This is a genomic window from Kitasatospora sp. NPDC043949, from assembly GCF_056435365.1.
In genome coordinates this window covers 152,174-178,269 of sequence record NZ_JBWKEQ010000006.1, presented here as the reverse complement: position 1 = coordinate 178,269, position 26,096 = coordinate 152,174, and the positions used below count along the sequence as shown (strand labels likewise).

Annotated in this window: 5 protein-coding genes; all 5 read right to left on the bottom strand. The window is 75.1% G+C overall.

What is annotated here, in order from left to right; all coding sequences use genetic code 11:
• Positions 1-16: 16 nt before the first annotated feature.
• The 5 genes from AC07AL_RS07930 to AC07AL_RS07910 all read right to left on the bottom strand — a co-directional run bounded on the left by AC07AL_RS07930 (position 17) and on the right by AC07AL_RS07910 (position 26,091).
• Entirely contained in the window at positions 17-1,561 is a 1,545-nt protein-coding gene (locus AC07AL_RS07930; protein WP_363585120.1) for a tryptophan halogenase family protein, read from the bottom strand.
• 270 nt (positions 1,562-1,831) lie between these two features.
• Positions 1,832-2,605: a thioesterase II family protein gene (locus AC07AL_RS07925; RefSeq protein WP_363585122.1), complete on the bottom strand. Its 774-nt coding sequence runs from the start codon at positions 2,603-2,605 to the stop codon at positions 1,832-1,834.
• Between the two features lie 55 nt (positions 2,606-2,660).
• A complete protein-coding gene (locus AC07AL_RS07920) occupies positions 2,661-7,271 on the bottom strand; it encodes an amino acid adenylation domain-containing protein (protein ID WP_478317187.1) in 4,611 nt (1,536 codons plus the stop codon).
• A gap of 11 nt (positions 7,272-7,282) precedes the next feature.
• Positions 7,283-19,750 carry a non-ribosomal peptide synthetase gene (locus AC07AL_RS07915; RefSeq protein WP_478317186.1) on the bottom strand — a complete coding sequence of 4,156 codons (12,468 nt, stop codon included), beginning with the start codon at positions 19,748-19,750 and terminating at the stop codon, positions 7,283-7,285.
• Positions 19,747-26,091, bottom strand: a complete 6,345-nt coding sequence (locus tag AC07AL_RS07910; RefSeq protein WP_478317185.1) for an amino acid adenylation domain-containing protein — start codon at positions 26,089-26,091, stop codon at positions 19,747-19,749. Before AC07AL_RS07910 ends, AC07AL_RS07915 begins: the two co-directional genes overlap by 4 nt.
• Positions 26,092-26,096: the final 5 nt, after the last annotated feature.

Genomic DNA, 26,096 nt, shown 5'->3' with positions numbered 1-26,096 from the left:
TCGGGGCGCCGAAGGGTCAGTGCATCTGGGCGAGGTACTCGTACTGGCTGGGCAGGCGCTTCAGGAGCTCGGCGGACTGGTCGCTCAGCAGCTGGAACTCCTTCTCCGCGCGGCTGCCGTCCTGAAGGGCGAGCGCGGGCGGGGCCTTGAGCTCGATGCCGCCGAGGCCGAGCAGCATGGCCAGGTAGGAGTAGGACTCGAACCCGTGGAAGTGCGGGAAGATGGTGGCCTCCGTCGGAGGCTTGGCCTTCCACAGCTCGATCCGCTCGGCCAGGCCGTCGGGCATCACCCGGGTCTTGGCGTCCCGCCAGTAGGCGTTGTCCTCGCGGGCCGCGGCCTTGTAGTGCAGGACGAGGAACTCCCGTACGCCGTCGATGGTGTTGCCGACGATGCGGTTGTAGGAGCGGCGCAGCCCCGGGTCCCAGTCGGCGTCCGGGAAGTGCTTGACCAGTTCCTCGATGCCCTGCTGGATGAAGAAGATGCCGGTCGACTCCAGGGGCTCGACGAAGCCGCTGGACAGGCCGATGGCGACGCAGTTGTTGACCCAGGCGTTGCGGGTGCGGCCGATCCGCATCCTGATGTGGTTGGCCTCCAGGCCCTCCGCCTCCGGGCCGACCTTGGCCCGCAGCGTGGCCTCGGCCTCCTCGGGCGTCGCGTACTCGTCGGAGTAGACGTAGCCGGTGCCGATGCGGCCGAACAGCGGGATGGTCCAGATCCAGCCGGCGTCCGAGGCGGTGGCGGTGGTGCAGGGGCGCAGGCCGCGCTTCTCCATGTCGACCGGGACGCGCAGCGCCACCGCGCGGTTGTTGGGCAGGGTGTCCTGGAAGGAGGTGAACGGCTCCTCCAGGGTCTGGTTGATCAGCAGGCCGCGGAAGCCGGTGCAGTCGATGAAGAGGTCGCCCTCGATCAGGCCGTGTTCCTTGGTGCGCACGCCGCTGATCCAGCCGCGCTCGTCCTGGACGACCTCGACGACGTCGTCCTCGATGTGCTTGGCGCCGCGCTCGGTGGCGTACCCGGAGAGGAAGTCGGCCAGCAGCGAGGCGTCGAACTGGTAGGCGTACGGGAACTGGGTGTCCTGCTCCGTGAGGGTGTCGCGCTCGGTCGTGTTGCCGCCCTCCTTGAAGTCCTGCTCGAAGAGGGTGCCGTCGAGGTAGCGCGGGGACTTCTCGGCGTCGCAGATCGCGGCCATCAGGAACACGTCCTGGTCGAAGCGGTCGCCGGAGCGGCTGTTCAGCCACCAGTCGGTGAGCGGCAGGCCGTCGACGACCCGGAGGCGCTCGAAGGGGTGGTAGAAGTAGTGGCCCTTGCGCCGCCAGTTCTCGAATCGGATGCCGAGCTTGTAGGTGGCATTGCACTTGGGCATCCAGACGTGCTCCGGCAGGCCCAGGTAGTTGAAGAAATGCCGGACGGTGCTGAAGGTCGCCTCGCCGACCCCGATGGACTTGATTCGCTTGGATTCCACCAGCGTGACGGAAATGCGATCGCCGAATGCGGCGCGCAGGTACGAGGCGGCCATCCAACCGGATGTCCCACCACCGACGATGACGACGTTGCCCAGCATTCCTGACCCTCTCAGCCGGTCGTTCAACCCGGAGCCCCGGGCTGTCCCATGGCTCGAAATCCTGCGGCAGCGGAGCCTCCGGAAAACAGGCTTTTAAGCCTCAGCGGAAACACGCACTCCAGCGCGTCCCGGCGTTCGCCGGGGGTTTTCCGACATGCCGAACAGATGGCACCCGATGGTTGGGGGTGCCATCTGTTCGGCGGAACTCGCCGGAATTCGGCGGGGGTTCGACGGGCGTTCGGCGGGGGTTCGCGGCCCGGCCGGGCCGGCTCAGTCCCCGTCCAGCAGGTAGTCGTGCAGCAAGGAGATGACCCGGGCCCGCTGCGCGGTCAGGTAGAAGTGCCCGCCGGGCAGCACGTGGAACGCGAACTCCTTGCCGGCCAGCGCCTCCCAGCCGCGGGCCCGCTCGACGCTCACCGTGACGTCGGAGTCCCCGGTGAGCACCACGACCCCGCAGTCCACCGGGCGCAGCGCGGTGGGCCGGTAGGAGTCGATCAGCAGGTAGTCGTTGCGCAGGATCGGCAGCACCATCTCCCGGATGTCCGGGTCGTCGAAGATCGACATCTGGGTCCCGCCGTGGCCCGCGACCGTGGCGAGGAGCTCGTCGTCGCCGCGGGGCCGGGCCGGCGCCCGCCCGACCGGTCCGTCGCCGGAGCCGGCCGGCGCCTGCGGCGGCGGGTAGCCGGAGAGCACCAGCCGGGCCACCGGCAGGCCCTGCGCGTGCAGCGACTGCACGGTCTCGTACGCGAGCAGCGCGCCCATGCTGTGGCCGAAGACGACCGTCTCGACGCCGGGACGGTCGGTCTCCAGCAGCGCCCGCGTCAGCTGGGCCACCAGGGTCGCGGCGTCCTGGACGAAGGGGTCCTCGATCCGCTCCTCCCGCCCCGGGTACTGGACGAGCTGGAGTTCGACGGCCGCCGAGAGGTGGTTGGCCCAGGGCCGGTAGAAGCCCGCGCTGCCGCCGGCGTGCGGCAGGCAGACCAGCCGACGGGTCGCCTCCGGGCGCGGCCGGGGGATCACCAGCCAGGGTTGGTCGTCGTTCAAACGGTCACTTCCTTCCGTCGGCCCCGCGGGGCCGTGTCCGTACCGGCCCGGCCGGTCATCCGCAGGCCCGGACGATCTCGCGCAGGGCCTCGTGCATGCGCTGGAGCAGGGCGGTGGCCGCCGCCTCGTCGAACCGGCCGCCCGCGTACACGCAGGACAGCTCCATCCGGCCGCCCTCGACCGCGGCGGCGACGTCCAGCTCGTAGGTGCGGGTCTCGCCCGGCTCGTGGTCGCCGCCGCCGTGGTCCAGGTGGCGCAGGATCAGCCGGTCCCCCTCGGGCAGCTGGTTGTCCCACTGGCCGAGGTAGTTGAAGCCGATCCGGGCCCTGGGCACCGGGACCAGCAGGTCCTCCCGGGCCTCGGAGGCCGCCGCCAGCCGCAGGACGCCGTGGCCGATGCCGCGGCGCGGGACGGCCCGCAGCCGGCGCTTGGCCACCCGGACGGCGGCGGTCGGCGCCAGGTCCGCGGGCACGTCGAGCAGCACCGGGTAGATCGTGGTGAACCAGCCGACGGTGCGGGACAGGTCGACGCCGTCCAGGATCTCCTCGCGGCCGTGCCCCTCCAGGTCGATCACGGTGCCGCCGTCGCCGGCGTGGCCCTGGGCGGCGAGCGCCTGGGCGAGGGCGGTCAGCAGCACCTCGTGGACCTGCGCGCGCAGCACGCCGGGCACCCGGCGCAACAGCGCCTCCGTCTCGTCCTCGGTCAGGGTGTGCCGCGCGGTGCGGCGGTCACCGAACCGGCCGGTGTCCAGGTGCTCCCCGGCGGGCTCGGGCAGCGACCGCCAGTGCGCCAGCTCGTCGTCGAAGCCGCCGGTCAGGGCGTGCTCGCGCAGTCGGCGGGACCACTGGCCGAAGGAGGTGGAGCGCGGGGCGGGCCGCACGGGCCGGCCGGCCGCCAGGTCGGCGTAGGCGGAGCGCAGGTCGTCGAGCAGGATGCGCCAGGAGACGCCGTCGACCACCAGGTGGTGCGCGGTGAGGAACAGCCGGGCCGGGCGGTCCGGTCCCAGGTCGGCCAGGACGGCGCGCAGCAACGGCCCGTCGGCCAGCCGCAGGCCGCTCTGGGCCTGCCGGAACGCCTCGGTGGCGCGCTCCTCGGCGTCCGGCGCCCCGGCGAGGTCGAGCCGCTGGAAGTCCCAGCAGCCGTCGGCCTCGACCGCCACCTCCTGGGACCAGGCGCCCCCGGCGTCGCGGGTGTAGCGGGCGCGCAGCATGTCGTGCTGCCCGACCAGCGCGGCCAGGGCTGCGCGCAGGGCCTCGGCGTCGGTGCCCGGGACGAGTTCGAACAGCAGCGACTGGTTGAAGTGGCCCGGGTTGACGGTGTGGTGCTCGAAGAACCACTGCTGCACGGCGGTCAGCGGCACGGGCCCGGTGCGGTACGGGTCCTCCTCGGTCGGCCCGCTCTCCCCCGTCCCGGCGGCCTTGGCGAGCGCGGCGACGGTCTTGTGCTGGAAGAGGTCCCGGGCGGTGAAGTGCAGGCCCTCCTGGCGAGCCCGGGCGACCACCTGGGTGGAGAGGATGGAGTCGCCGCCGAGCAGGAAGAAGTCGTCCTCGGCGCCGACGTCCTCGATGCCCAGCACCGAGCGGAACACCTCGGCCAGCGCGGTCTCCACCGGGCCGGTCGGCGGGGTGGAGACCCTGGTCAGGGCCTCCCGGGCGTCCGGCAGGGCGTCCCGGTCGACCTTGCCGTTGGTGGTGAGCGGCATCGCGTCCATCGGGATCAGCGCGGCCGGCACCATGAAGGCGGGCAGTTCCTCGGTCAGGGCCTCGCGGACCTCGCGGACCGCCTCGCCCCGGTCGCGGCCGGGCGCGGCGACCAGGTAGCCGACGAGCTGCTTGCCGCGGTCGCTCTCGCGGACCACCACGGCGGCCTGGTCGATCGCGGGGTGGCGCTGCATCGCCGACTCGATCTCGCCGGGCTCGACCCGGAAGCCGCGGATCTTGACCTGGTCGTCGGCGCGGCCGCGGAAGTCGATCCGCCCGTCAGGCAGCCAGGCGCCGAGGTCGCCGGTGCGGTAGAGCCGGGCCCCGGGGTCGTCCGCGAAGGGGTGCGGGACGAACCGCTGCTCGGTCAGCTCCGGGCGGCCCAGGTAGCCCTGGGCGACGCCGCGGCCGCCGAGGTGGATCTCGCCGGTGACGGCGGGCGGCACCGGGTTGCCGTGCGGGTCCAGCAGGTAGACCTCGGTGTTGGGCAGCGGCCGGCCGATCGACAGCCGGCTGCCGGCCTCCTCGTCCTGGACCTCGAACATGGTGGCGCCGACGGTGTTCTCGGTCGGGCCGTAGCCGTTGATGAAGCGGTGGACCCGCGACCACTTGCGGGCCAGGCCGACCGGGCAGCGGTCGCCGACGGCGAGCACCACCGAGCCGGCGGGCAGTGCCTCGGGCTCGACCGCCGCGAGGGCCGCGGGCGGCAGCGCGAGGACGGTGGGCCGGCCTCCCGCCATGGCGCGCAGTTGCTCGCTGCCCAGCGCCTCGGACTCGTTCGCCGGGAGGGCGAGCGCCGCGCCGGAGACGAGGGCGAGGAAGGTCTCCCAGACCGCGCCGTCGAAGCTGGGCGAGGAGAGCTGGGTCACCGTGTTCTCGGGGCCGGTGCCGACGATCAGCCGGGAGGCGTTGACCACGTTGGTCAGGCCGCCGTGGCCCAGCAGCACGCCCTTGGGCGTCCCGGTGGAGCCGGAGGTGTAGACGATGTAGGCGAGCGCGTCCGGCCCCACCCGGTCGCCCTCGGGCACCGGTCCGGTGTGCGCGTCGAGCTGCGGGCGCAGGTCCTCCAGGATCAGCGGCTCGGCGGCGGACTCGCCCGCGTCGGCGGCCAGCGCGCGTTCGGTGAAGACGAACCCGGCGCCGGTCTCGGCCAGCATCAGCTCCCGGCGGGCGGCCGGGAAGCGCGGGTTCAGCGGCAGGAAGGCGGCGCCGGCCTTGAGCACCGCGAGGGTGGCGGCCACCTGGTCGGGACCGCGCTCGCAGCAGACGCCGACGACGTCACCGGGGCGGGTGCCGCGGGAGCGCAGCACCTCGGCCAACAGCCCGGCCCGGCGGTCGAGTTCGGCGTAGCTGAGCCGCTCGTCGCCGCGCACCACCGCGAGGCCGTCGGGGCGTTCGGCGGCCCGCTTGGCCACCAGCAGGTGCACCGGGTCCTGTTCGGGGAAGGCCACCGGGTTGCGGGCCCAGTCCACGGTGAGCCGGTTGTGCTGCTTCGGGTCGAGCAGGTCGAGCCGGCCCAGCTCCTGGTCGGGGTCGGCGGCGATCGAGCCGAGCAGGGTGGTCAGGTGGCCGGCGAAGCGGCGCACCGTGGCCTCGTCGTACAGGTCGGTGCTGTACTCCAGGGCGGACCAGAGGCTGCCGTCGGGGCGCTCCTCGAAGGCCACCACGAGGTCGAAGCCGGTGCTCGCCTGCGGCAGGGCCAGCTGCTCCATGGTCAGCCCGGGCAGGTCGAGGACCGCCTCGGGGGCGTTCTGCAGGACGATGAGCACCTGGGCGAGCGGCATCCGGCTGGGGTCGCGCTCGGGCTGGACGGCGTCCACCACCCGCTCGAACGGGACCTCCGCGTGGTCGAAGCCGGCCAGCACGGTGTCGCGGACCTGGCCCAGGAAGTCCCGGAAGCCCAGGCCCGGCTCGGTCCGGGCGCGCAGCACCAGGGTGTTGAGGAACAGGCCGACCAGGTCGGCGAGTTCGGGCTCGTCGCGGCCGGCCACCGGGGTGCCGATCGCGACGTCCTCCTGCCGGGAGAGCCGGGCCAGCAGCAGCTGGGTGGCCGCGGTGAGCGTCATGAACAGCGTCGCCGCGGCGGACTCGGTGAGCTCGCGCAGCCCGGCGACGGTCTCTGCCGGGACGCTGAACTCGTGGAAGGCGCCCGCCCCGGTGGGCACGGCGGGGCGCTGCCGGTCGGTCGGCAGCTCCAGCACGGGGACGCCGTCGAGCTGCTCGCGCCAGTAGTCGAGCTGCTCGTCGAGCCGCCCGCCGGAGGCCCGCTCGCGCTGCCACACCGAGTAGTCCGCGTACTGCGGCCCCGGCGCGGGCAGGTCGGGTTCGCGCCCCTGGAGCGCGGCCGCGTAGTACTGGCCCAGCTCGCGGGTGACGATCGACAGCGACCAGCCGTCGTGCGCGATGTGGTGGATGCTCAGGACGAGCACGTGCTCGCGGTCGGAGAGCCGGACGAGGAGGGTCCGCAGCACCGGGCCGGTGCGCAGGTCGAAGGGCCGGCCGGCCTCCTCGCGGACCAGCCGCAGCAGTTCCTCCTCCCGCTCCTCGGGCGTCCCGCCGCCGGCCTCCACGACCGGCAGCGGGATGTCCACGCTCGGGTGCGGGACCTGCACCGGGACGCCGTCCACCTGGTCGTAGGTGGTGCGCAGCGCCTCGTGCCGGTCGACGACGGCGGCCAGCGCGCCGTGCAGCGCCGCGCGGTCGAGGTCGCCGCGCAGCCGCAGCGCGAAGGAGGAGTTGTAGCCGACCGACTCCGGGTCGAACTCGTACAGGAACCACATCCGCTGCTGGGCGAAGGACATCGGCAGCGGGCGGGAACGGTCGGCGGGGCGCAGCGCGGTGCTCGCGGCGGCCTCGGGGGCGGGCGCCTCGGCGCCCGCCAGGCGGTCCCGCAGCAGGGCCCGCAGGTGCTCGGGCAGGGCCGCGATGCGGTCCTCGCGGGACGTGGACGTCTGGGTCTCACTCATGTCGGTTGCCCCTACTCCGCCGCCGGCGCCGACTGGCGCGCGGCCTCTCGCTCCAGTTCCTCCAGCAGCGCGTCCTCGACGAGTCGCGCCACCCCCGCCACGGTGGGGTTCTCCAGGAGGCTGCGGAAGGCGATCCGGATGCCGAAGGTCTGCTTGATCCTGGTGATCGCCTGCACGCTGGTCAGGGACTGCCCGCCGAGGGCGAAGAAGCTGTCGTGCGCGCCGACCCGCTCCACGTGCAGGGTCTCGGACCAGATCCCGGCGATCAGCTTCTCGGTCTCGTCGCGCGGCTCCACCCACTCCTCGGCGGCCTCGACGACCGTCTCGGCGGGGTCGGGCAGCGCGGCCCGGTCGATCTTGCCGTGCCGGGTGAGCGGGAAGGACTCCACCTCGACGAAGGCGGCCGGCACCAGGTGGGCCGGGAGCCGCTCGGCGAGGTAGCCGGCGAGCTCGGCGGCGCCGGGGACGCCGCCCGCGGCCGGCCGCAGGTAGGCGACCAGGCGGGCGTGCTCGGCCTCGCCGCGGACCAGGACGACGGACTCGGCGACGCCCGGGTGGGCGTCCAGGGCCGCGGTGATCTCGCCCGGCTCGATCCGGTAGCCGCGCAGCTTGACCTGGTCGTCGAGCCGGCCGAGGAACTCCAGCCGGCCGTCGGACAGCCGGCGGACCCGGTCGCCGGTGCGGTACAGCCGCTCCTTGGGGTCGAACGGCGCGGCCAGGAAGGCCTGTTCGGTCAGGTCGGGGCGGCCCAGGTAGCCGCGGGCGAGGCCGTCGCCGGCCAGGTACAGCTCGCCGGGCGCGCCGACCGGGGCGAGGTTGCGCTCCGGGTCCAGGACGTAGGCCCGGACGTTCTGGACCGGCAGGCCGAGGACGGGCCGGGGGCTGTCGGCGACCCGGCAGACCAGCGCGTCCACGGTGGCCTCGGTGGGCCCGTAGAAGTTGTAGGCGATCAGGTCGGACTGGGCACGCAGCCGGTCCCACTGGGCCTGGCCGATCGCCTCGCCGCCGAGTGCCGCGCCGCGCAGCGGGTGGGTGCCGGGGGCGAGCAGTCCGGCGTCGTCGAGCTGGCGGAACCAGGACGGGGTGGTCTGCAGGAAGTCGATCCGCTGCTCGGCGCGGTAGGCGACCAGGGCGTGCGCGTCGCGCCGCACCTCGTCGTCGACCAGGTGCAGCTCGTGGCCGGCGACCATCCACAGCACCGGGTTCCAGGAGGCGTCGAAGGACGCGGGCGCCAGGTGGGCGACCCGGACCTGGCGGTCGCCGCAGGCCTCGCGCAGCGGCTCGAAGACCGTCCGCAGGTGGCTGTCGAGCAGGTTCGCCAGGCTGCCGTGCTCGACCAGCACGCCCTTGGGCTTGCCGGTGGAGCCGGAGGTGTGGATGACGTAGGCGGCGTGCTCCGGGGCGAGGTCCGGGTCGGGGGCGGTGGCGGGCCGGGCCGCGATCGCGTCCCGCTCGCGCTCCGGGACGACCAGGGCGACGTCGGCGGGCAGCGCCAGTGTGGTGCTCGCGGCCTCGTCGGCGATCACCACCCGGGGCTTGACGTCCTCGACCAGCAGCCGCAGGCGCTCGGCCGGGGCGGCCGGGTCCAGCGGGGTGTAGACGCCGCCCGCCTTGAGCACCGCGAGCAGCGCGGTGATCAGGCCGGGGCCGCGCCGCAGGCAGACCGCGACCGGCACCTCGGGGCCGACACCCTGGTCGGCGAGGTGGTGGGCGAGCCGGTTGGCCCGCTCGTCCAGCTCGGCGAAGGTGATCCGCTCGCCGCCGTGGACCAGGGCGACGGCCTGCGGGGTGGCGGCGGCCTGGCGGGCGAACCGCTCGGGCACCAGGGCGTCGGTGGTGAGCGCGGTGGCGGTCTCGTTGTGGCCGGTGAGCAGCCGCTCCCGGTGGGCGGGGGCCAGCGCGCGCAGCTCGGCGAGGGTGCGCTCGGGCTCGGCCGCGATCTCCTCCAGCAGGGCGCGCAGGTCGCCGGTGACCCGGTCGGCGGTGTCGGCGTCGAAGAGCCCGGGGTCGTAGGCGAGCCGGAAGGAGAGCTGCTCGCCGGCGAAGACCGCGAGCACCATGGCGTAGCTGGTGGGCTCCTGGGAGCGCACGTCGCGGATCCGGATGCCCTGGTCGGAGCCCAGTTCGCCGTCGAAGGGGTAGTTCTCGACGACCACGTAGCTGTCGAACAGGTCGACCCCGGCGGGCAGCCCGGTCCAGCCGCGGATCTGGGCCAGCGAGACGTACTCGTAGCTGCGGGCCTGGACCTGGTCGCGCTGGAGGTCGCCCAGCCAGTCGAGGACGGGCTGCTCGGGGCGGACCTCGACCCGCACCGGCAGGTTGTTGATGAACAGGCCGATCATCGACTCGACGTCGGGCAGGTCGGCGGGGCGGCCGGAGACGGCCGAGCCGAAGCAGACCTCCCGCTCCCCCGCGTAGCGCGAGAGCGTCAGCGCCCAGGCGCCCTGGGCGAGCGTGTTGGTGGTGAGCCGGTGGCGCCGGGCGACCTCGGCGAGCCGCTCGGTGACCTCGGGCTCCAGCTGGAAGACGCTGGTCGCCTCGCTGCCCTGGCGGGCCGCCTCCTCGCCGGCCCGGTCGGCCGGCAGCGCGGTCGGGGCGGTGAAGCCGTCGAGCAGTTCGCGCCAGTAGCGCTCGGCGTCGGCCAGGTCCTGCTCGCCGAGCCAGGCGACGTAGTCGCGGAACGGGCGGCGGGCGGCCGGGCCGGGCCGGTCGTGGCCGGTGAGCCGGAGGTAGTCGTCGACCACCTCGGAGACCAGTTCGGCGCTGCTCCAGCCGTCCAGGAGCAGGTGGTGCGAGGTCCAGACGACCCGCAGGGCGCCGTCCGGCTCGTCGATCAGGGCCAGGCGCATCAGCGGCGCCACGGCCAGGTCGATGCCGCGGGTGCGGTCCTCGGCGAGGTACGCGGCGAACCGCTGCTCGCGCTCGGCCGCCGGCAGGGCGCTCCAGTCCAGCCGCTCGACGGGCACGGTGACGTGCTCGCGGACCACCTGGAGCGGCTGGTCGGTGTCGACCCGGGCGAAGGCGGTGCGCAGCATCGGGGTCCGGTCGGCGAGGCGCTGCCAGGCCTCGGCGAAGGCGTCCGCGTCCACGCCGCCCTCCAGCAGGAAGGACAGCTGGCCGAGGTAGACGCCCTCGCCCTCCTCGGTGAGGCTGTGGAACAGCAGGCCGTGCTGCATCGGCGTGGCCGGGTAGAGGTCGGCGATCCGGCCCAGGGCGGTCAGCTCGTCCAGCAGCGGCTGGTCGACCCGGGCGAGCGGGAAGTCCGAGGGGGTGGCCCCGGAGGCGGCGGCGCCGGCCTCGCGGCAGTGCGCGACGATCCCGCGCAGGGCCTCGACGAGCTGGTCGCCGACCCGCTGGACGGTCTCGGTGGTGTGGGTCGCGGTGGAGTGGAACAGCTCGAAGCCGAGCTTGCCGTCGCGCACGTACGCCACGATGTCGAGCGGGTACTCCAGCAGTTCCCCGGGCGCCTGCTCGGTGCCGTAGCCGAGCCGCACGTCGTGCAGCAGGCCGCCGTCGTGGCCGTCGACGACCCGGCCGAGGTAGTTGAAGCCGACCTGGGCGCGGGGGCCTTCGGCGAGCAGCTCGCCGGGCGCCCCGGCCGGGCTGAGGTGGCGCAGCGCGCCGTAGCCGATGCCGCGCTGGGGGACGGCCCGCAGCTGCTCCTTGACGGAGCGGAGCCGGGCGCCCCAGTCGGCGCCGTCGGCGGTGTCCAGGGCGACCGGGAAGGAGGTGGTGAACCAGCCGGTGGTGCGGCTCAGGTCGACGTCGTCGAAGATCTCCTCGCGGCCGTGGCCCTCCAGGTCCACCAGGACGGCGGAGCGGCCGGTCCAGTCGGCGAGCACCCGGGCGAGCGCGGTCAGCAGGACGTCGTTGACCTGGGTGCGGTAGACCGCGGGGACCTCGCGCAGCAGCGCGTCGGTGCTCTCCGCGTCCAGGCCGACCCGGACGGCGGCGGCGGTGGCGACGGTCGGGGTGCCGGTGAGGTCGGCGGGCAGCGGCTCGCCGCCGGCGCGGCCGGCCGCGAACCAGTGGTCCAGCTCCTCGTCGAAGCCGCCGACCGCGGTGTGCTCGGAGAGCCGGCGGGACCAGTCGAGGAAGGAGGTGCCGCGCGAGCCGAGGTCGACCGGCCGGCCCTCGGCGGCCTGCCGGTAGGCCGTCTCCAGGTCGCCCAGCAGGGTCTGCCAGGAGACCGCGTCGACCACCAGGTGGTGGGCGGTGAGGAAGAGCCGGGCGCCGGCGGTGCCGCCGAGGTCGGCCAGCACGGCCCGCACCAGCGGGCCCTCGGCCAGGTCGAAGCCGGACTGGGCGGCGGTGGCGGCGGCCAGCAGCGCGCCCTCCGGGTCGGCCTCCAGGGTGAGGTCCAGCCGCTCCAGCGGCCAGCCGTCGCCGGGGGCGGCGATCTCCTGCTGCCAGCGGCCGTAGACGGTGCGGAAGCGGGTGCGCAGGGCGTCGTGGTGGGTGAGGAGGGCGTCGAGCGCGGTGCGCAGGTGCGCCTCGTCGGGGAGTTCGCGCAGCTCGGCCAGCACGGACATGGTGCTGTGCTGGGGGGCCTCGGTGTGGTGGTGGAAGAAGGCGCGCTGGATCGGGGTCAGCGGCGCCCTTCCGGTGACGGGTTCGGTGTTCACGCCGGCCGGCTCCTCGGGTTCGTGGGTCGAGATCGCCGCGGCGATCCCGGCGATGGTCTGGTGGCTGAAGATGTCCTGCGAGCTGAGGCGCAGTCCCAACTGCCGCGCCCGGGAGACGACCTGGATGCTCAGGATCGAGTCACCGCCCAGGTCGAAGAAGTTGTCGTCGACGCCGACCTCGGGCACCCGGAAGACCTCCGCCCAGAGCCCGGCGAGCGCCTGCTCGGCGGGGTTGCGGGGGGCCGTCCTGGTGGTGACCGGGCGGTCGTCGGCGGCCGCGGCCGGCAGCGCCCGCCGGTCCACCTTGCCGTTGGCGTTCAGCGGCAGCCGGTCGAGCCGGACGAAGGCCTGCGGCACCATGTGGCGGGGCAGCGAGCCCTCCAGGTAGCGGCGCAGTTCGGCGCTCTCCGGTGCGGTGCCGGGCCGGGGCACGACGTACCCGGTCAGGACGGCGCCCGGCTCGGAGCGCAGCGCCGCGACGGCCTCCAGGACGTCGGGGTGGCGGCGCAGGACGGCCTCGATCTCGGCGAGTTCCACCCGGAACCCGCGGATCTTGACCTGGTCGTCGCCGCGGCCGAGGAACTCGACGTCGCCGGTGGGCAGGAAGCGGGCCTGGTCGCCGGTGCGGTAGAGCCGGCCGTCGGGGTGGGGCGTGAACGGGTCGGCGGAGAAGCGCTCCTCGGTGAGGTCGGGGCGGCCCAGGTAGCCCCGGGTGACGCCGGTGCCGCCGAGGAAGAGCTCGCCGACGACGCCGACCGGCAGCGGCTCCAGGTCCGCGTCCAGGACGTACATCCGGGTGCCCGGGATGGGCCGGCCGATCGGCACGGACGCGACGTCCGGCAGGCTCTGCGGGGTGACGGTGAAGTACGAGGACTCGACGGTGGCCTCGGTGACGCCGTAGGAGTTGAGCACGACGGTGCCGGGGGCGACGCTCTTCAGCAGCCGCCGGCAGTCGTCGGTGCGCCAGTTGTCCGAGCCGACGGCCAGGTAGCGCAGCGGCGGGAAGGCCCGGCCGCTGCGGGCGGCCTCGTCGGCCAGCGCGTTGGCCAGCGAGGGCACCGTCTCGACGTGGGTGACGCGCTGGCGCTCCATCAGGTCGAGCAGGCGCACCGGGTCGGTGGTGGCGTCCTTCGGGCAGAGCACCAGGGCGCCGCCGGTGGTCAGCGCGTGCGTCAGGTCGGAGACGAAGACGTCGAAGGCCATGCTGGCGAGGTTGATCTGGCGGACGGGGCCGCGGTCGAGCCGGTAGGCCTCGCGCCAGGCGGCGGCGGCCCGGGCGACGCTGCGGTGCTCGACCGTGACGCCCTTGGGCTTGCCGGTGGAGCCGGAGGTGTAGATGACGTAGGCGAGGTTGTCCGGGGTCACCTCGGTGCTGGGCGCCTCGGCGGGCCAGCTGTCGATCTCCTCGCGGTCGGCGTCCAGGCAGAGCACGGTCGCGTCGCACAGCGGGAGCCGCTCGGCGAGGTCCCGCTGGGTGACGAGCATCGCGGCGGCGCTGTCGTCCAGCACCAGGCTCAGCCGCTCGGCGGGGTGGGTGGGGTCCAGCGGCAGGTAGGCGGCGCCGGCCTTGAGGACGCCGAGGGCGGCGACGACGGTGTCCGGGCCTCGGTCCAGGCAGATGGCGACGACGGTCTCCGGGCCGATGCCCTGGCCGACGAGGTGCTGGGCCAGCCGGTTGGCCCGGGCTTCCAGGTCCGCGTAGGTCAGCACGGTCTCCTCGAAGACCACCGCCTCGGCGTCCGGGGTCTGCTGCGCCTGCTCGGCGATCAGCTCGTGCAGGCAGGCGTCGGCGCCCGGGGTGCCGGTGTCGTTCCACTCGTACAGGACGCGGTCGCGGGCGCGCAGCGACAGCATCGGGACGTCGCCGACCCGCTGGCCGGGGGCGGTGGGCATGCTGCCGAGCAGGACGGCGAGCTGGTCGGCCAGCACCTCGGCCTGGGCGCGGTCGTAGAGCGCCGGGTCGTAGGAGAGCAGCAGGGTCAGCGAGCCGTCGTCGTCGTAGGCGGTGAGGTCCAGCGTGAAGCTGGTGGTGTCGACGGCGCGGACGTCGCTGAGCCGCAGTCCGTGGCGTTCGGCGGCGGCCCCGTTGCCCGGGTAGTTCTCGAACACCACCAGGGTCTGGAACAGCGCGCTGCCGCGCGGGACCTTGCTGCTGCGCTGGATCTCGGCGATCGAGGAGTACTCGAAGCGCCGGGATTCGGCCTGCTCGGCCTGGAGGGCCGCCAGCCACTCCACCAGCGGGGCGTCCTGGTCGACCTCGGTGCGCAGCGGCAGGGTGTTGAGCAGGTTGCCGACCATGGTGTCGGCGCCGGGCAGCTCGGTCGGGCGGCCGGCCACGGTGGTGCCGAAGCAGACGTCGCGCTGCCCGGAGTGGCGGGCCAGCAGGATCGCCCAGGCGCCCTGGACGGCGGTGTTGAGGGTGAGCCGGTGGCGGCGGACCATCGCGACCAGCGCGTCGGTCTCGGCGCCGGACAGGCCCACCCGGACCTGCCCGGCGGACTGGGACTCGTGGCCCTGGGGCACCGAGCGGCCGAAGGGCAGCTGGGTCGGCGCGTCCAGGTCGCCCAGCAGGGCGCTCCAGTGGGCGGCGGCCGCGTCCTTGTCCTGCCGGGCCAGCCAGGCGACGTAGTCGCGGAACGGCCGGCGCTCGGGCAGCGCCGGGGCCTTGCCCCTGCCGTCGGTGAGCGCCTGGTAGGCGGCGAAGAGGTCGGCGAACAGGTGCGAGGTGCTCCAGCCGTCCAGGACGGCGTGGTGGAAGGTCCACACGACGCGGACGGTCCGCTCGTCCTCGCGGGCGAGGGCGAGGCGCATCAGCGGCGCCCGGGACAGCTCGATCCCGGTGGCGCGCTCCTCGTCGATCAGCGCCTTGAGCCGGCGGTCCAGTTCGGCGGCGGGCAGGCCGGTCCAGTCGAGGCGGCGCACCGTCAGCCGGGCGGAGCGCTCGACCACCTGGACGGGCTCGGGGACGCCGTCCCAGACCAGCCGGGTGCGCAGCGCGGGGGTGCGGTCGACCACGTGCTGCCAGGCGGCGGCCAGCGCGTCGACGTCGCGGACGCCCTCCAGCCGGAAGGCGACGTGGTCGGAGTAGGCACCGACGCCGTCCTGGTTGAGGGTGTGGAAGAGCATCCCGCTCTGCATCGGGGTCAGCGGGTGGATGTCCTCGACGGTGGAGCCGGCCGGCACCAGCCGGTCGACGGTCGCCTGGTCGAGGGTGAGCAGCGGGAAGTCGCCGGGGGTGGCGCCGCCGGCGCCGGGGGTCAGGCAGTGCTCGACGAGTTCGGTCAGGGCCGCCGCGAAGTCGTCGGCGAGCCGCTGCACGGTGGCCTGGTCGTGGCGCTGCGGCGCGTAGTGGAAGTCGAAGGTCAGCACGCCGTGCCGGACCTCGCCGACGATGTCCAGCAGGTGCGGCCGCTCCTCGTCCGGGTGGTGGTCCAGGCCGTAGTCGGGTTCGACGGCGCGGAACAGCTCGCTCCCGGCCGCGGCGTCGCTCCACTGGCCGAGGTAGTTGAAGCTGACCTGGGGCTGCGGCGCCGCGGCCAGGGCGGCGGCCTGCGGCTGGTCGCCGCGCAGGTAGCGCAGCGGACCGTAGCCGGCGCCGCGGCCGGGCACGGCGCGCAGCAGTTCCTTGGTGTCGCGGATGAGCCGGCCGAGCGGGCGGTCGGCCGGGGACTCCAGCAGCACCGGGAAGATCGAGGTGAACCAGCCGACCGTCCGGGAGACGTCGGTGCCGTCCAGGATCTCCTCGCGGCCGTGGCCCTCCAGGGTGATCAGGGTGCGGGCCCGGCCGGTGAAGCGGGCGAGCGCGCGGCCGAGCGCGGTCAGCAGGACGTCGTTGACCTGGGTGCGGTAGACGGCGGGCACGTCCTGGAGCAGTTGCCGGGTGCGCTCGGCGTCGAGGCCGGCGCTGACGGCGAGGGTGTCGCCGACGCTGTTGCGGCCCTCCCGGTCGGTGGGCAGGTCGGCGGAGCCGGCCGGCACCGGGCGGGCCCAGTGCGCCAGCTCGTCGTCCAGGCCGCCGTCCTGGGTGAAGGCGGCGAGGCGGCGCGCCCAGCCGCGGTACGAGGTGCCGGCCGGGCCGAGGTCGACGTCCTCGCCGCGGACGGCCTGCCGGTAGGCGCTCTCCAGGTCCTCCAGGAGGATCCGCCAGGAGACGCCGTCCACGGCCAGGTGGTGCACGGTGAGCAGCAGCCGCGCGGGCTCGCCGACGCCGTGGTCGAACAGCAGGGTGCGCACCAGCGGCCCTTCGGCCGGGTCCAGCGAGGCCTGCGCGGCCTCGGCGAGGGTGCGCATGGCGGCGGCGCGCTCCCCGGGGGCGGCCTGGTCGAGGGTGATCCGCTCGATCCGGGCCTCGGCCGGCACGGCGTCGGCGTCCGGCGCGCTGACGGTCTGGACCCGCCGGCCGTCGGGGCCGGTGGCGAAGCGGGTGCGCAGGGCCTCGTGCCGGCGGACGAGGCCGGCCAGGGCGCGGGCCAGCGCGGGCTCGTCGACCGCGCCGTCCAGGGTGATCAGCACGGACTGGTTGAAGTGGTGGGCGCCGCGGGTGTGGTGGGCGAAGAACCACTCCTGGACGGGGCCGAGCGGGGCCGGCTCGTGGTCGTCCGCGTCGGCCTGGACGACCGGGGCCTCCTCCACCGGGCAGGCGGCGCGGGCGAGGTCGGCGAGCGACTGCCGGGAGAAGATGTCCTTCGAGGTGATGACGAGTCCGGCCCGGCGGGCCCGGGCGACCACCTGGATGCTCAGGATGGAGTCGCCGCCGAGTTCGAAGAAGTTGTCGTCGACGCCGACCTTGCCGATGCCGAGCACCTCCGACCAGACCTCGGCGAGCGCCTGCTCGGCCGGGTCCTCGGGGGCCCGGTAGTCCTCCCGCTCCAGGGGGGCGTCCGGCGCCGGCAGGGCCCGGACGTCGACCTTGCCGTTGGGGGTGAGCGGGAAGGCGTCGAGGGTGGCGAAGGCGGTCGGAACGCTGTAGGAGGGCAGCCGCTGCTCGGCGAAGGCCCGCAGGTCCTGCGGCGCGATGACGGCGCCGGGCTCGGCGCGCAGGTAGCCGACCAGCCGCTTGTGGTCGCCGTCCGCGAGGGCGACCACCAGGGCCTCGGCCACCGCGGGGTGGGCCTCCAGGACGGCTTCGACCTCGCCGGGCTCGATCCGGTAGCCGCGGACCTTGACCTGGGTGTCGGCGCGGCCGAGGTACTCGACCAGGCCGTCGGCCCAGCGCACCACGTCCCCGGTGCGGTACATCCGCTCGCCGGGCTCCGCCGCGAACGGCGAGGGCTGGAAGCGCTCCTCGGTCAGCTCCGGGCGGCCCAGGTAGCCGCGGGCGACGCCGGGGCCGGCGATCCAGAGCTCGCCGGGCGTGCCGGGCGGGACGGGGCGGCGGCGCTCGTCGAGGACGTACACCGCCGTGTTGGAGATCGGGCGTCCGATCGGGATGGCGCGCACGCCGTCGGTCTCGCGGATCAGGTGGGAGACGGCGAAGGTGGTGGTCTCGGTCGGGCCGTAGCCGTTGACCAGCCGCTGCGGCGGGGCGCCGCCGGCCAGCAGTTCGGCGATCCGGCGCGGGTTGAGCGCCTCGCCGCCGACCAGCAGGTGGCGCATGCCGCCGAAGGCGGTGGGCTCCAGGCCGACGACCTGGTTGAAGACGCCGGCGGTGAGGAACATCGCGGTGGCGCCGGTCGAGCGCAGTGCGGCCGCGAAGGCCGGCGGGTCGAGCAGGACGTCCTTGGTGATGACGGCGATCCGCGCCCCGGCCACCAGCGGGCCCCAGAACTCGAAGGTCGCCGCGTCGAAGGTGGCGTCGGCGACCTGCGCCACCACGTCGTCGGCCGCCAGCGGGGCGTAGTCGGCGCCGCGGACCAGCCGGACGATGGAGCGGTGCTCGACCACGACGCCCTTGGGTCGGCCGGTGGAGCCGGAGGTGTAGATGACGTAGGCGGCGCTCCGCGGCCCCGCGTCGGTGGCCGGCGGGCCGGCCGGGAGGGCGGCCAGCTCGGCGGTGCGCTCGGCGGGCAGCAGGGCCGGGACGGCCAGGTCGGGCAGCCGTTCGAGCAGCTCCCGGTCGGTGACGCAGAGCGCGGCCCCGGTGTCCGCGAGCATGAACTCCAGCCGGTCGGCCGGGTAGTCCGGGTCCAGCGGCACGTAGGCGCAGCCGGCCTTGAGCACGGCCAGCAGGGCGACGACCAGGCCGGTGCCGCGGGGCAGGCAGACCGCAACGTGCTGGCCGGGGCGGGCGCCGTGGTCGAGCAGCAGCCGGGCCAACCGGTCGGCTTGCTCGTCGAGTTGACGGTAGGTCAGCTCACCTTCGGCGGCGGTGACGGCGATGGCGTCGGGGGTGGCCGCGGCCTGCTCGGCGACCAGCGAGTGGACGGTCCGGTCGGCCGGGTAGGGCACCCGGTTCTCGGCCCAGTCGCGGGTGACGGTGTCGATTTCGGCGGCGGTGAGCAGCGGCAGGTCGCCGACCGGGCGGTCGGCGTCGGCGGCGACGCCCGCCAGCAGGAGCAGCAGCCGGGTGCAGAGCGCGTCGATGGTCGAGGCGTCGAACAGGTCGGTGTTGTACTCCACCGTCCCGCCCAGCGTGCCGTCGGCGGCCGGGGTGAACTCCAGCGTCAGGTCGAAGATGGAGGACACCGAGGGCGCGCGGAACTCCTCGACGGCCGGGCCGCCGAAGTCGGGCAGGGCGCCGGGGTCGTTCTGGAGCACGAGGGCGGCCTGCACCAGCGGGGTGCGGCTCGGGTCGCGCTCGGGCTGGATCTCGTCCACCAGGCGGTGGAAGGGGACGTCCTGGTTGCTGAGGGCGTCCCAGAGCTGGTCGGTGGTGCGCTCCAGCAGGTCGCCGAAGGCCTCGTCCAGGTCGATCCGGCCGTGCAGGACCAGGGTGTTGACGAAGAAGCCGACCAGCGGCTCCAGTTCGGTGCGGTCGCGGCCCACCGACACGGTGCCCAGGCCCACGGTGCGCTGGCCGGTGTGCCGGGCCAGCAGCACCTGGGTGGCGGCGGCGAGCACGGCGAAGAGCGTGGTGCCGCGTTCGGCACCGAGCGTGTCGAGCCCGGCGGCGACCTCGGCGTCGACCTGGAAGGCGTGCAGGGCGCCGACGGTGGTGCGCACCGCCGGGCGGGGCCGGTCGGTGGGCAGCTCCAGCGGCTGGATGTCCGCCAACTCGTCACGCCAGTAGTCCAGTTGCCCGGACAGGCGGTCTTCGGTGCAGCGCTCGCGCTGCCAGCGGGAGTAGTCGCGGTAGCTGACCGGCAGCGGGGCGAGGGTGTGCGGTCGGCCCTCGACGGCGGCCCGGTAGAGCTCGCCGAGCTCGCCGGTCAGCAGGCCCTTGGACCAGCCGTCGGCGGCGATGTGGTGCAGGTTGAGGAAGAGCGCGTGGTCGTCCGGGCCGTGCCGCACGACCGTGGAGCGCAGCAGCGGGCCGCTGGCGAGGTCGAAGGGGGTGGCGAGTTCGCGGCGCAGCAGCGCGGCGAACTCGGCCTCCCGCTCCTCGGCGCCCAGCGCGCTCAGGTCCACCGGCTCGGTGTCCGGGGCGTAGGCGGGCCGGACCTCCTGGCGGGCCACGCCGTCCTCGGTGGTGAAGACGGTGCGCAGCGGCTCGTGCCGCTCGACCAGGCCGGTCAGCGCGGTGCGCAGCGCGGCCAGGTCGAGGCCGCCGCGCAGCCGGAGGCCGAAGGAGGTGGTGTACTCGACCGCGTCGGTCTCGAACTCCTGGAGGAACCAGAGCCGTTCCTGGCCGAAGGAGAGCGGGGCCGGGCCGTCGCCGCCGGGCCGGATCGCGTCGCGGTCGCCGCCGCCGGCCGCCAGTCGCTGCCGCAGGATCTCGTCGGCGTCCTGGCCCTCGCTGTGTCGCTGGTCTGTCATCGGTTGCTCCCCCGCGCGCCACCGCGCGTCGTCGTCCGGTCCGCCGGTGTCCGGCGCACGTCTTCGAGTACTTGCTTGCGGACCTGGTCCGCGAGGGCCGCCACGGTGCGGGCGGCGAACACGTGCCGGGCCGAGACCCCGACGCCGAACACCTCCCGGATCCGGGCGGTGACCTGGAGGGTGAGCACCGAGTTGGCGCCGTGGTCGAAGACGTTGTCCTCGGCTCCCACGACGGGCACGCCCAGCACCTCGGCCCAGATCCCGGCCAGCGCCGCCTCGGTCTCGTCCCGGGGCGCGGTGGGCTCGGCGGCCGGCCGCTGCTCCTCCGGCTCCGGCAGGGCCCGCCGGTCGATCTTGCCGCTCGTGGTCATCGGGAACGCGTCCAGGACGATGACGACCGGCGGGACCATGTAGCCGGGCAGCCGCTCGGCGAGCCGGGCCCGGATCTTCTCCGGGTCGGCGGTGCCGTCCGCGGGCACCACGTAGCCGGTCAGCACGGTCTGCCCGGACGGCTGGGTCCGGGCGACCACCGCGGTCTGCTCGACGCCCTCGTCGTCGAGCAGCGCGGTCTCGATCTCGCCCAGCTCGATCCGGTAGCCGCGCACCTTGACCTGGTTGTCGATCCGCCCGAGGAATTCGAGCGTGCCGTCGGGCAGCCAGCGGACCAGGTCGCCGGTGCGGTAGAGCCTCGCGCCGGCGGTGGCGGCGAGGTGGTCCGGGACGAACCGCTCCTCGGTGAGCTCCGGGCGGCCCAGGTAGCCGCGGGCCACCCCGGCGCCGCCGACGTACAGTTCGCCGGGCACGCCCACCGGGACGGGCTCGCGGTGCTCGTCGAGCACGTAGCCGGTGGTGTTGGCGATGGGCCGGCCGATCGAGGGCAGCCGCCCGACCGGGGCGTCCTCCTCCGCCTCCAGCACCGTGCCGGTGGTGAGCACGGTGGTCTCGGTCGGGCCGTACAGGTTGGACAGCGCCATCGTCGAGCCGCGCGGCAGCCGGCGGCGCACCACGTCGGCGCCGGTGAGGATGTGGCGCACCCGGCCCTGGTGCAGTGCGGGCTGGTCGAGCAGGGCCTCCAGGCGCGGCGCCGGGATGAGGATGAGGGTGATCCCCTGCTCGACGATCCAGCCGGCGAGCAGGTGCGGGTCCTCCAGGACGCGGTCGGAGGCGAAGCGGACCTCCACGCCGCAGGCGAGGGCGCCCCACTGCTCCAGCACCGTCGGGTCGAAGCCGGGCGGCACCATCTGGGTGGCCCGGTCGCCGGGCCCGGCGTCGAAGAAGTCCCGGTACCAGTCGCACAGGTTGACCACGCCGCGGTGCTCGATCAGCACGCCCTTGGCCTTGCCGGTGGAGCCCGAGGTGTAGATCACGTACGCGAGGTCGGACGGGCCGACGGCGACCTCGGGCGGCCCGTCGTGCGTGCCGGGCCCGGTGTCCTCGACGTACAGCACCTCGACGCCGTCCGGCGCCTCGGGCCCGGGCAGGTCGCGCTGGGTGAGGAGCACCGGCACGCCGGCGTCCTGGAGCACGTAGACCGTCCGGTCGTCGGGCAGTTCGGGGTCGAGCGGCAGGTAGGCGCCGCCGGCCTTGAGCACGGCGAGCTGGGCGATCGTCATCTCGGCGGCGCGCCGGGTGCGGACGCCGACGACGGTGCCCGGGCCGACGCCGCGGTCGGCCAGCCGGTGGGCCAGCGCGTCCGTCAGCGCGTCGAGTTCGGCGAAGGTCAGGCTGCGGTCCTCGGTGGTGACGGCCGCGGCGTCCGGGGTGCGCCGGGCCTGGTCGGCGACCAGCCCGTGGATGGTCGCCGTGTGGAACCGGGCGCCGGTCGCGGTGGCGTTCCAGCCGGTGGTGACCAGCCGGCGTTCCTGCTCGTCCATCAGCGGCAGCTCGTCGACGAGCCGGTCCGGGTCGGCCGCCGCCATGCCCTCCAGCAGCACGGTGAGGTGGCGGGCGATCCGGGCGACGGTCTCCGGGTCGAAGAGCGCCGTGCTGTACTCGACCAGGCCGCCGAGCCGCCCGTCGCGCTCCTCGAACTCGAAGCCGATGTCGAACAGCGCGTGCATCCGCGGCAGGGCGCTCTCCTCGACCCGCAGGCCGTCCGGGCCGGGCAGCGCGTCCTGGGCCCGCTTGAGCATCAGCGCGGCCTGGATCAGCGGGGTGCGGCTGGGGTCGCGGTCCGGCTTGAGCTCGTCGATCAGCCGGTCGTACGGCAGGTGCTGGTGGGTGAAGGCCTCCAGCACGCCCTGCCGGACGTCGGCCAGGAAGGCCCCGACGGTCGTGTCGGGGGTGGTCCGGGCGCGCAGCACCAGCGTGTTGACGAAGAAGCCGAGCACGTCCTCCAGTTCGCTGTGCTCGCGGCCGGAGACGATGGTGCCCACGGCGACGTCGCGCTGGCGCGCGTACCGGGACAGCAGCAGCTGGACGCCCGCCGTGAGGACGGTGAACAGGGTGACGCCCTCCCGGCGGCAGAGCCGGGTGAGGGCGGCCACCAGCTCGGGGCTCAGCTCGAAGGAGTGGCCGGCGCCCCGGGTGGCGCGGGTGGCGGGCCGGGGCCGGTCGGTCGGCAGCTCCAGCGGCACCACGCCGTCCAGCCGGCGCTTCCAGTAGGCGAGGTCGGCGGCCTCCCGCGCGCCCCGCTCGCCGTGCTGGTGCACGGCGAAGTCGGCGTACTGAAGGGGAAGTTCGCTCAACGCGGCGGGTCGGCCGGTGGCCTCCTGGCCGAGCAGGGCGACGAGCTCGCGGGCCATCACCTCCTTGGACCAGCCGTCGGTGACGACGTGGTGCATGTCGAGGACGAGCAGGTACTCGGCGTCGGCCAGCCGGATCAGCCAGGGGCGCAGCAGCGGGCCGCCGCGCAGGTCGAAGGAGCGGCTCAGCTCGGTGCGCAGCAGCTGGTCGAGGTCGTCGACGCGCCCCTCGGCCGCGAGGTCGGTGAAGCGCACCGGCCGGTGGGCGGGGGCGTGGACGACCTGCACGCCCTGGCCGCCCTCGGTGGCGAAGGTGGTGCGCAGCGCCTCGTGCCGGGCCACCAGCGCGTCGACGGCGCGCCCGAGGGCGTCCCGGTCGAGCGGCCCGGTCAGCCGCAGGCCGAGCGGCGAGTTGTACTCGGTGCCCTGGGACTCGTAGTCGTACAGGAACCAGAGCCGCTGCTGGCCGTAGGAGAGCGGCAGCGGCCGGTCGCGGTCGACCGGCACCAGCCCGGCCCGGCGGGCGGGCTCGCTGCCCAGCCGGCCGGCCAGCCCGGCGACGGTGGGCGACTCGAACAGGGTGCGGATCGGCACCTCGACGTCCAGCACCGAGCGGATGCGCCCGATCAGCCGGGTGGCGAGCAGGGAGTGGCCGCCCAGGTCGAAGAAGCTGTCGTCGACGCCGATCGAGGCGACGCCGAGCACCTCGCAGAACAGGTCGCAGAGCTGCTCCTCGCGGGCGCTGCGCGGCCCGTGCCCGCTGCCGGTCGCTGCGGTGCCCGGGTCCGGGAGCGCGGCCCGGTCGGTCTTGCCGTTGGGGGTCAGCGGGATCCCGGGGATCGGCACCACCACGGCCGGGACCATGTAGCCGGGCAGCGTGGCGGCGGCGTGCGCGCGCAGTTCGGCCGGGTCGGCGCCGCCCTCGCCGGCCGGCACCACGTAGGAGACCAGCCGGGTGTCACCGGCCGCGTACTCGCGGGCGACGGTGACGGCGCGGGCCACCGCGGGGTGCTGCTCCAGGACGGCGTCGATCTCGCCGGGCTCGATCCGGAAGCCGCGGACCTTCAGCTGGAAGTCGGCGCGGCCGACGTACTCCAGGTTGCCGTCGGCGGCCCAGCGGACGATGTCGCCGGTGCGGTACATGCGCTCGCCCTCGGCGCCGTACGGGTCGGGCAGGAAGCGGTCCCGGGTGAGGTCCTCGCGGTGCAGGTAGCCGGTGCCGACGCCGTCCCCGGCGATGTACAGCTCGCCGGCGGCGCCGATCGGCACCAGGCGCAGCGCCTCGTCGAGGACCCGGACCCGGGTGTTGCCGATCGGCCGGCCGATGGTCGGCGCGCCGGGGCGGTCGTCCAGGCGGGCGGCGGTGGACCAGATGGTGGTCTCGGTGGGCCCGTACAGGTTGGTGACCTCGCTGCCGAGCGCGCGCATCCGCTCGGCGAGGGCGGCCGGCAGGGCCTCCCCGCCGACCAGCATCCGCAGGCCGCGCAGCGCCTGCGGGACTTCGTCGCACAGGGCCTGCCAGAGGCTGGGGGTGGCCTGCATGATCGTGGTGCCGGTGCGGCCGACCAGGGCGCCCAGCCCGGCGGGGTCGGTGACGGTCGCGCGGTCGGCGAGGACCACGGTGGCGCCGCCGACCAGCGGCAGGTAGAGCTCCAGGGCGGCGATGTCGAAGGCGATCGTGGTGACGGAGGTCCAGACGTCCTCGGCCGCGAGCGGGAAGAGGTCGGCCATCGAGACCAGGAAGTTGGTCAGCGCGTGGCGGCTGATGACGACGCCCTTGGGCCGGCCGGTGGAGCCGGAGGTGTAGATGACGTAGGCCGGGTCGGCGGCGGTCGCGGCGGGGCCCTGCGGCCCGGCGGGCTCCGTCGCCAGCCTGGCGCGCACCTGCTCGTCGTCCAGCAGCACCCGGTGGGCGGCGGTGGCGGGCAGCCGCCCGGCCGTCGCGCTGTCGGTGACCAGCGCCGAGGGGGCGGCGTGGTCGAGGATGTAGCCGATCCGGTCGGCCGGGTAGTCGGGGTCGAGCGGCACGTAGGCGGCGCCGGTGCGGGCCACCGCGAGCAGGGCGACGACGAGGTCGGCGGAGCGCGGCAGCGCCAGGGCGACGAGCCGGCCCGGGGCGGCGCCGTGGCGGCGCAGCTCGCCGGCCAGCCGCTCGGCCCGGTCGTCGAGTTCGGCGTAGCTGAGCACGGTGTCGCCGGCGATCAGGGCGGTCCGCGCGGGCTGTGCGGCGGCCCGGGCCCGGAACAGCGCGGAGACGTCGGCGTCGGGCACCGGCCGGCCGGTGGCGTTCCACGCGGTCAGCAGGGCGTGCCGTTCGGCCGGGTCCAGCACCTCGTAGCCGTCCGGGTCGGCGTCCGGCGCGGCGACGGCGGCGGCCAGCAGGCGCGGCAGCGCGTCGGCGAGCCGCCGGACGGTCGCCGGATCGAACAGCTCGGTGCTGAAGGTCGCGGCCAGCCGCAGCCCGGAGCCGTCGGGCGCGCTGCGGAAGCGCAGCTGGAGGTCGAACGGGGAGTGCTGGCGCGGCAGTTGGGCCACCTGGGCGTCGAGCGGGCCGAAGCCGAGCCGGGCGGGCAGGTCCTCGGCGAGGTCGAAGGCCACCTGGGCCAGCGGGTGGCGGTTGAGCGCGCGCTCGGGCCGCAGCTCGCCGACCACGGTCTCGAACGGGACGCCACCGTGGCGCCGGGCCGTGGCGGCGACCGCCGCGCAGTCGCCGACCAGCTCGCGGAAGGAGGCGCCGGGGCGGCGGACGACCCGCAGCACCACCGGGTTGGCCAGCGGGCCGACCACGGCGGCGCGCCGCCCGCCGTCGCGGCCGGGCAGGCTGCCGATCAGCGAGACGTCGGCGCCGGCGCCGAAGCGGCCGAGCAGCGCCACGACGGCGGCGTGCAGCACCGCCTCGACGCCTGCGCCGCAGTCGGCGGCCAGGTCGGCGAGGGCCGCGGTCAGCGGGCCGTCCAGCTCGTTGCGGTACTCGTCGGCGGCGTAGCGGGTGACGGCCGGGCGCGGCCGGTCGACGGGCAGGTCGAGCTGCGCCGGCGCGCCGTCCAAAGTGGCGCGCCAGTGGGCGAGTTCAGCCGCGGCGTACTCGGTGGGCCGCTCGGGGGCGCCGTTCAGCTCCCGGTCGGCGGCGGCGGCCGCGGCGTACTGCGGGGCGGGCTCGGGCGCGCCGGGGGCGGCCGGGGCGGTGGCCGCCGCGTACGCCCGGGCCAGGTCGTCGACGATCACGGCGAGCGAGCGCTCGTCGGCCGCGATCTCGTGCACCGTCAGGACCAGCACGTGGGCGTCCGGCCCGGTGGCGAGCAGCCGGGCCCGCAGCGGGGGCTCCCGGGTGAGGTCCAGGCCCTGGCCGGCCGCCCGGGTCAGCGCCTCGTCGAGCTCGTCGGGGGCGACCGGCTCGGGCCGCAGCCCGGCGAACGCCCCGCCGTCGGGGGCGGGTTCGGGGCGGCAGCGGCCCTCGGCCTCGCGGTGCACGGTGCCCAGCAGCGGATGCCGCCGGACCAGGGCGTCCAGCGCGGCGCGCAGCTGCTCCGGACCCGGGCCGCCGGCCAGCCGCAGCGCCACCGTGTGGGTGTGGCCGGCGGCGCCCTCCTGGAAGCGGTTCAGGAACCACAGGCGCTGCTGCGCCGGCGACAGGACACTGTCGTTGGTGATCGTCACGTTCG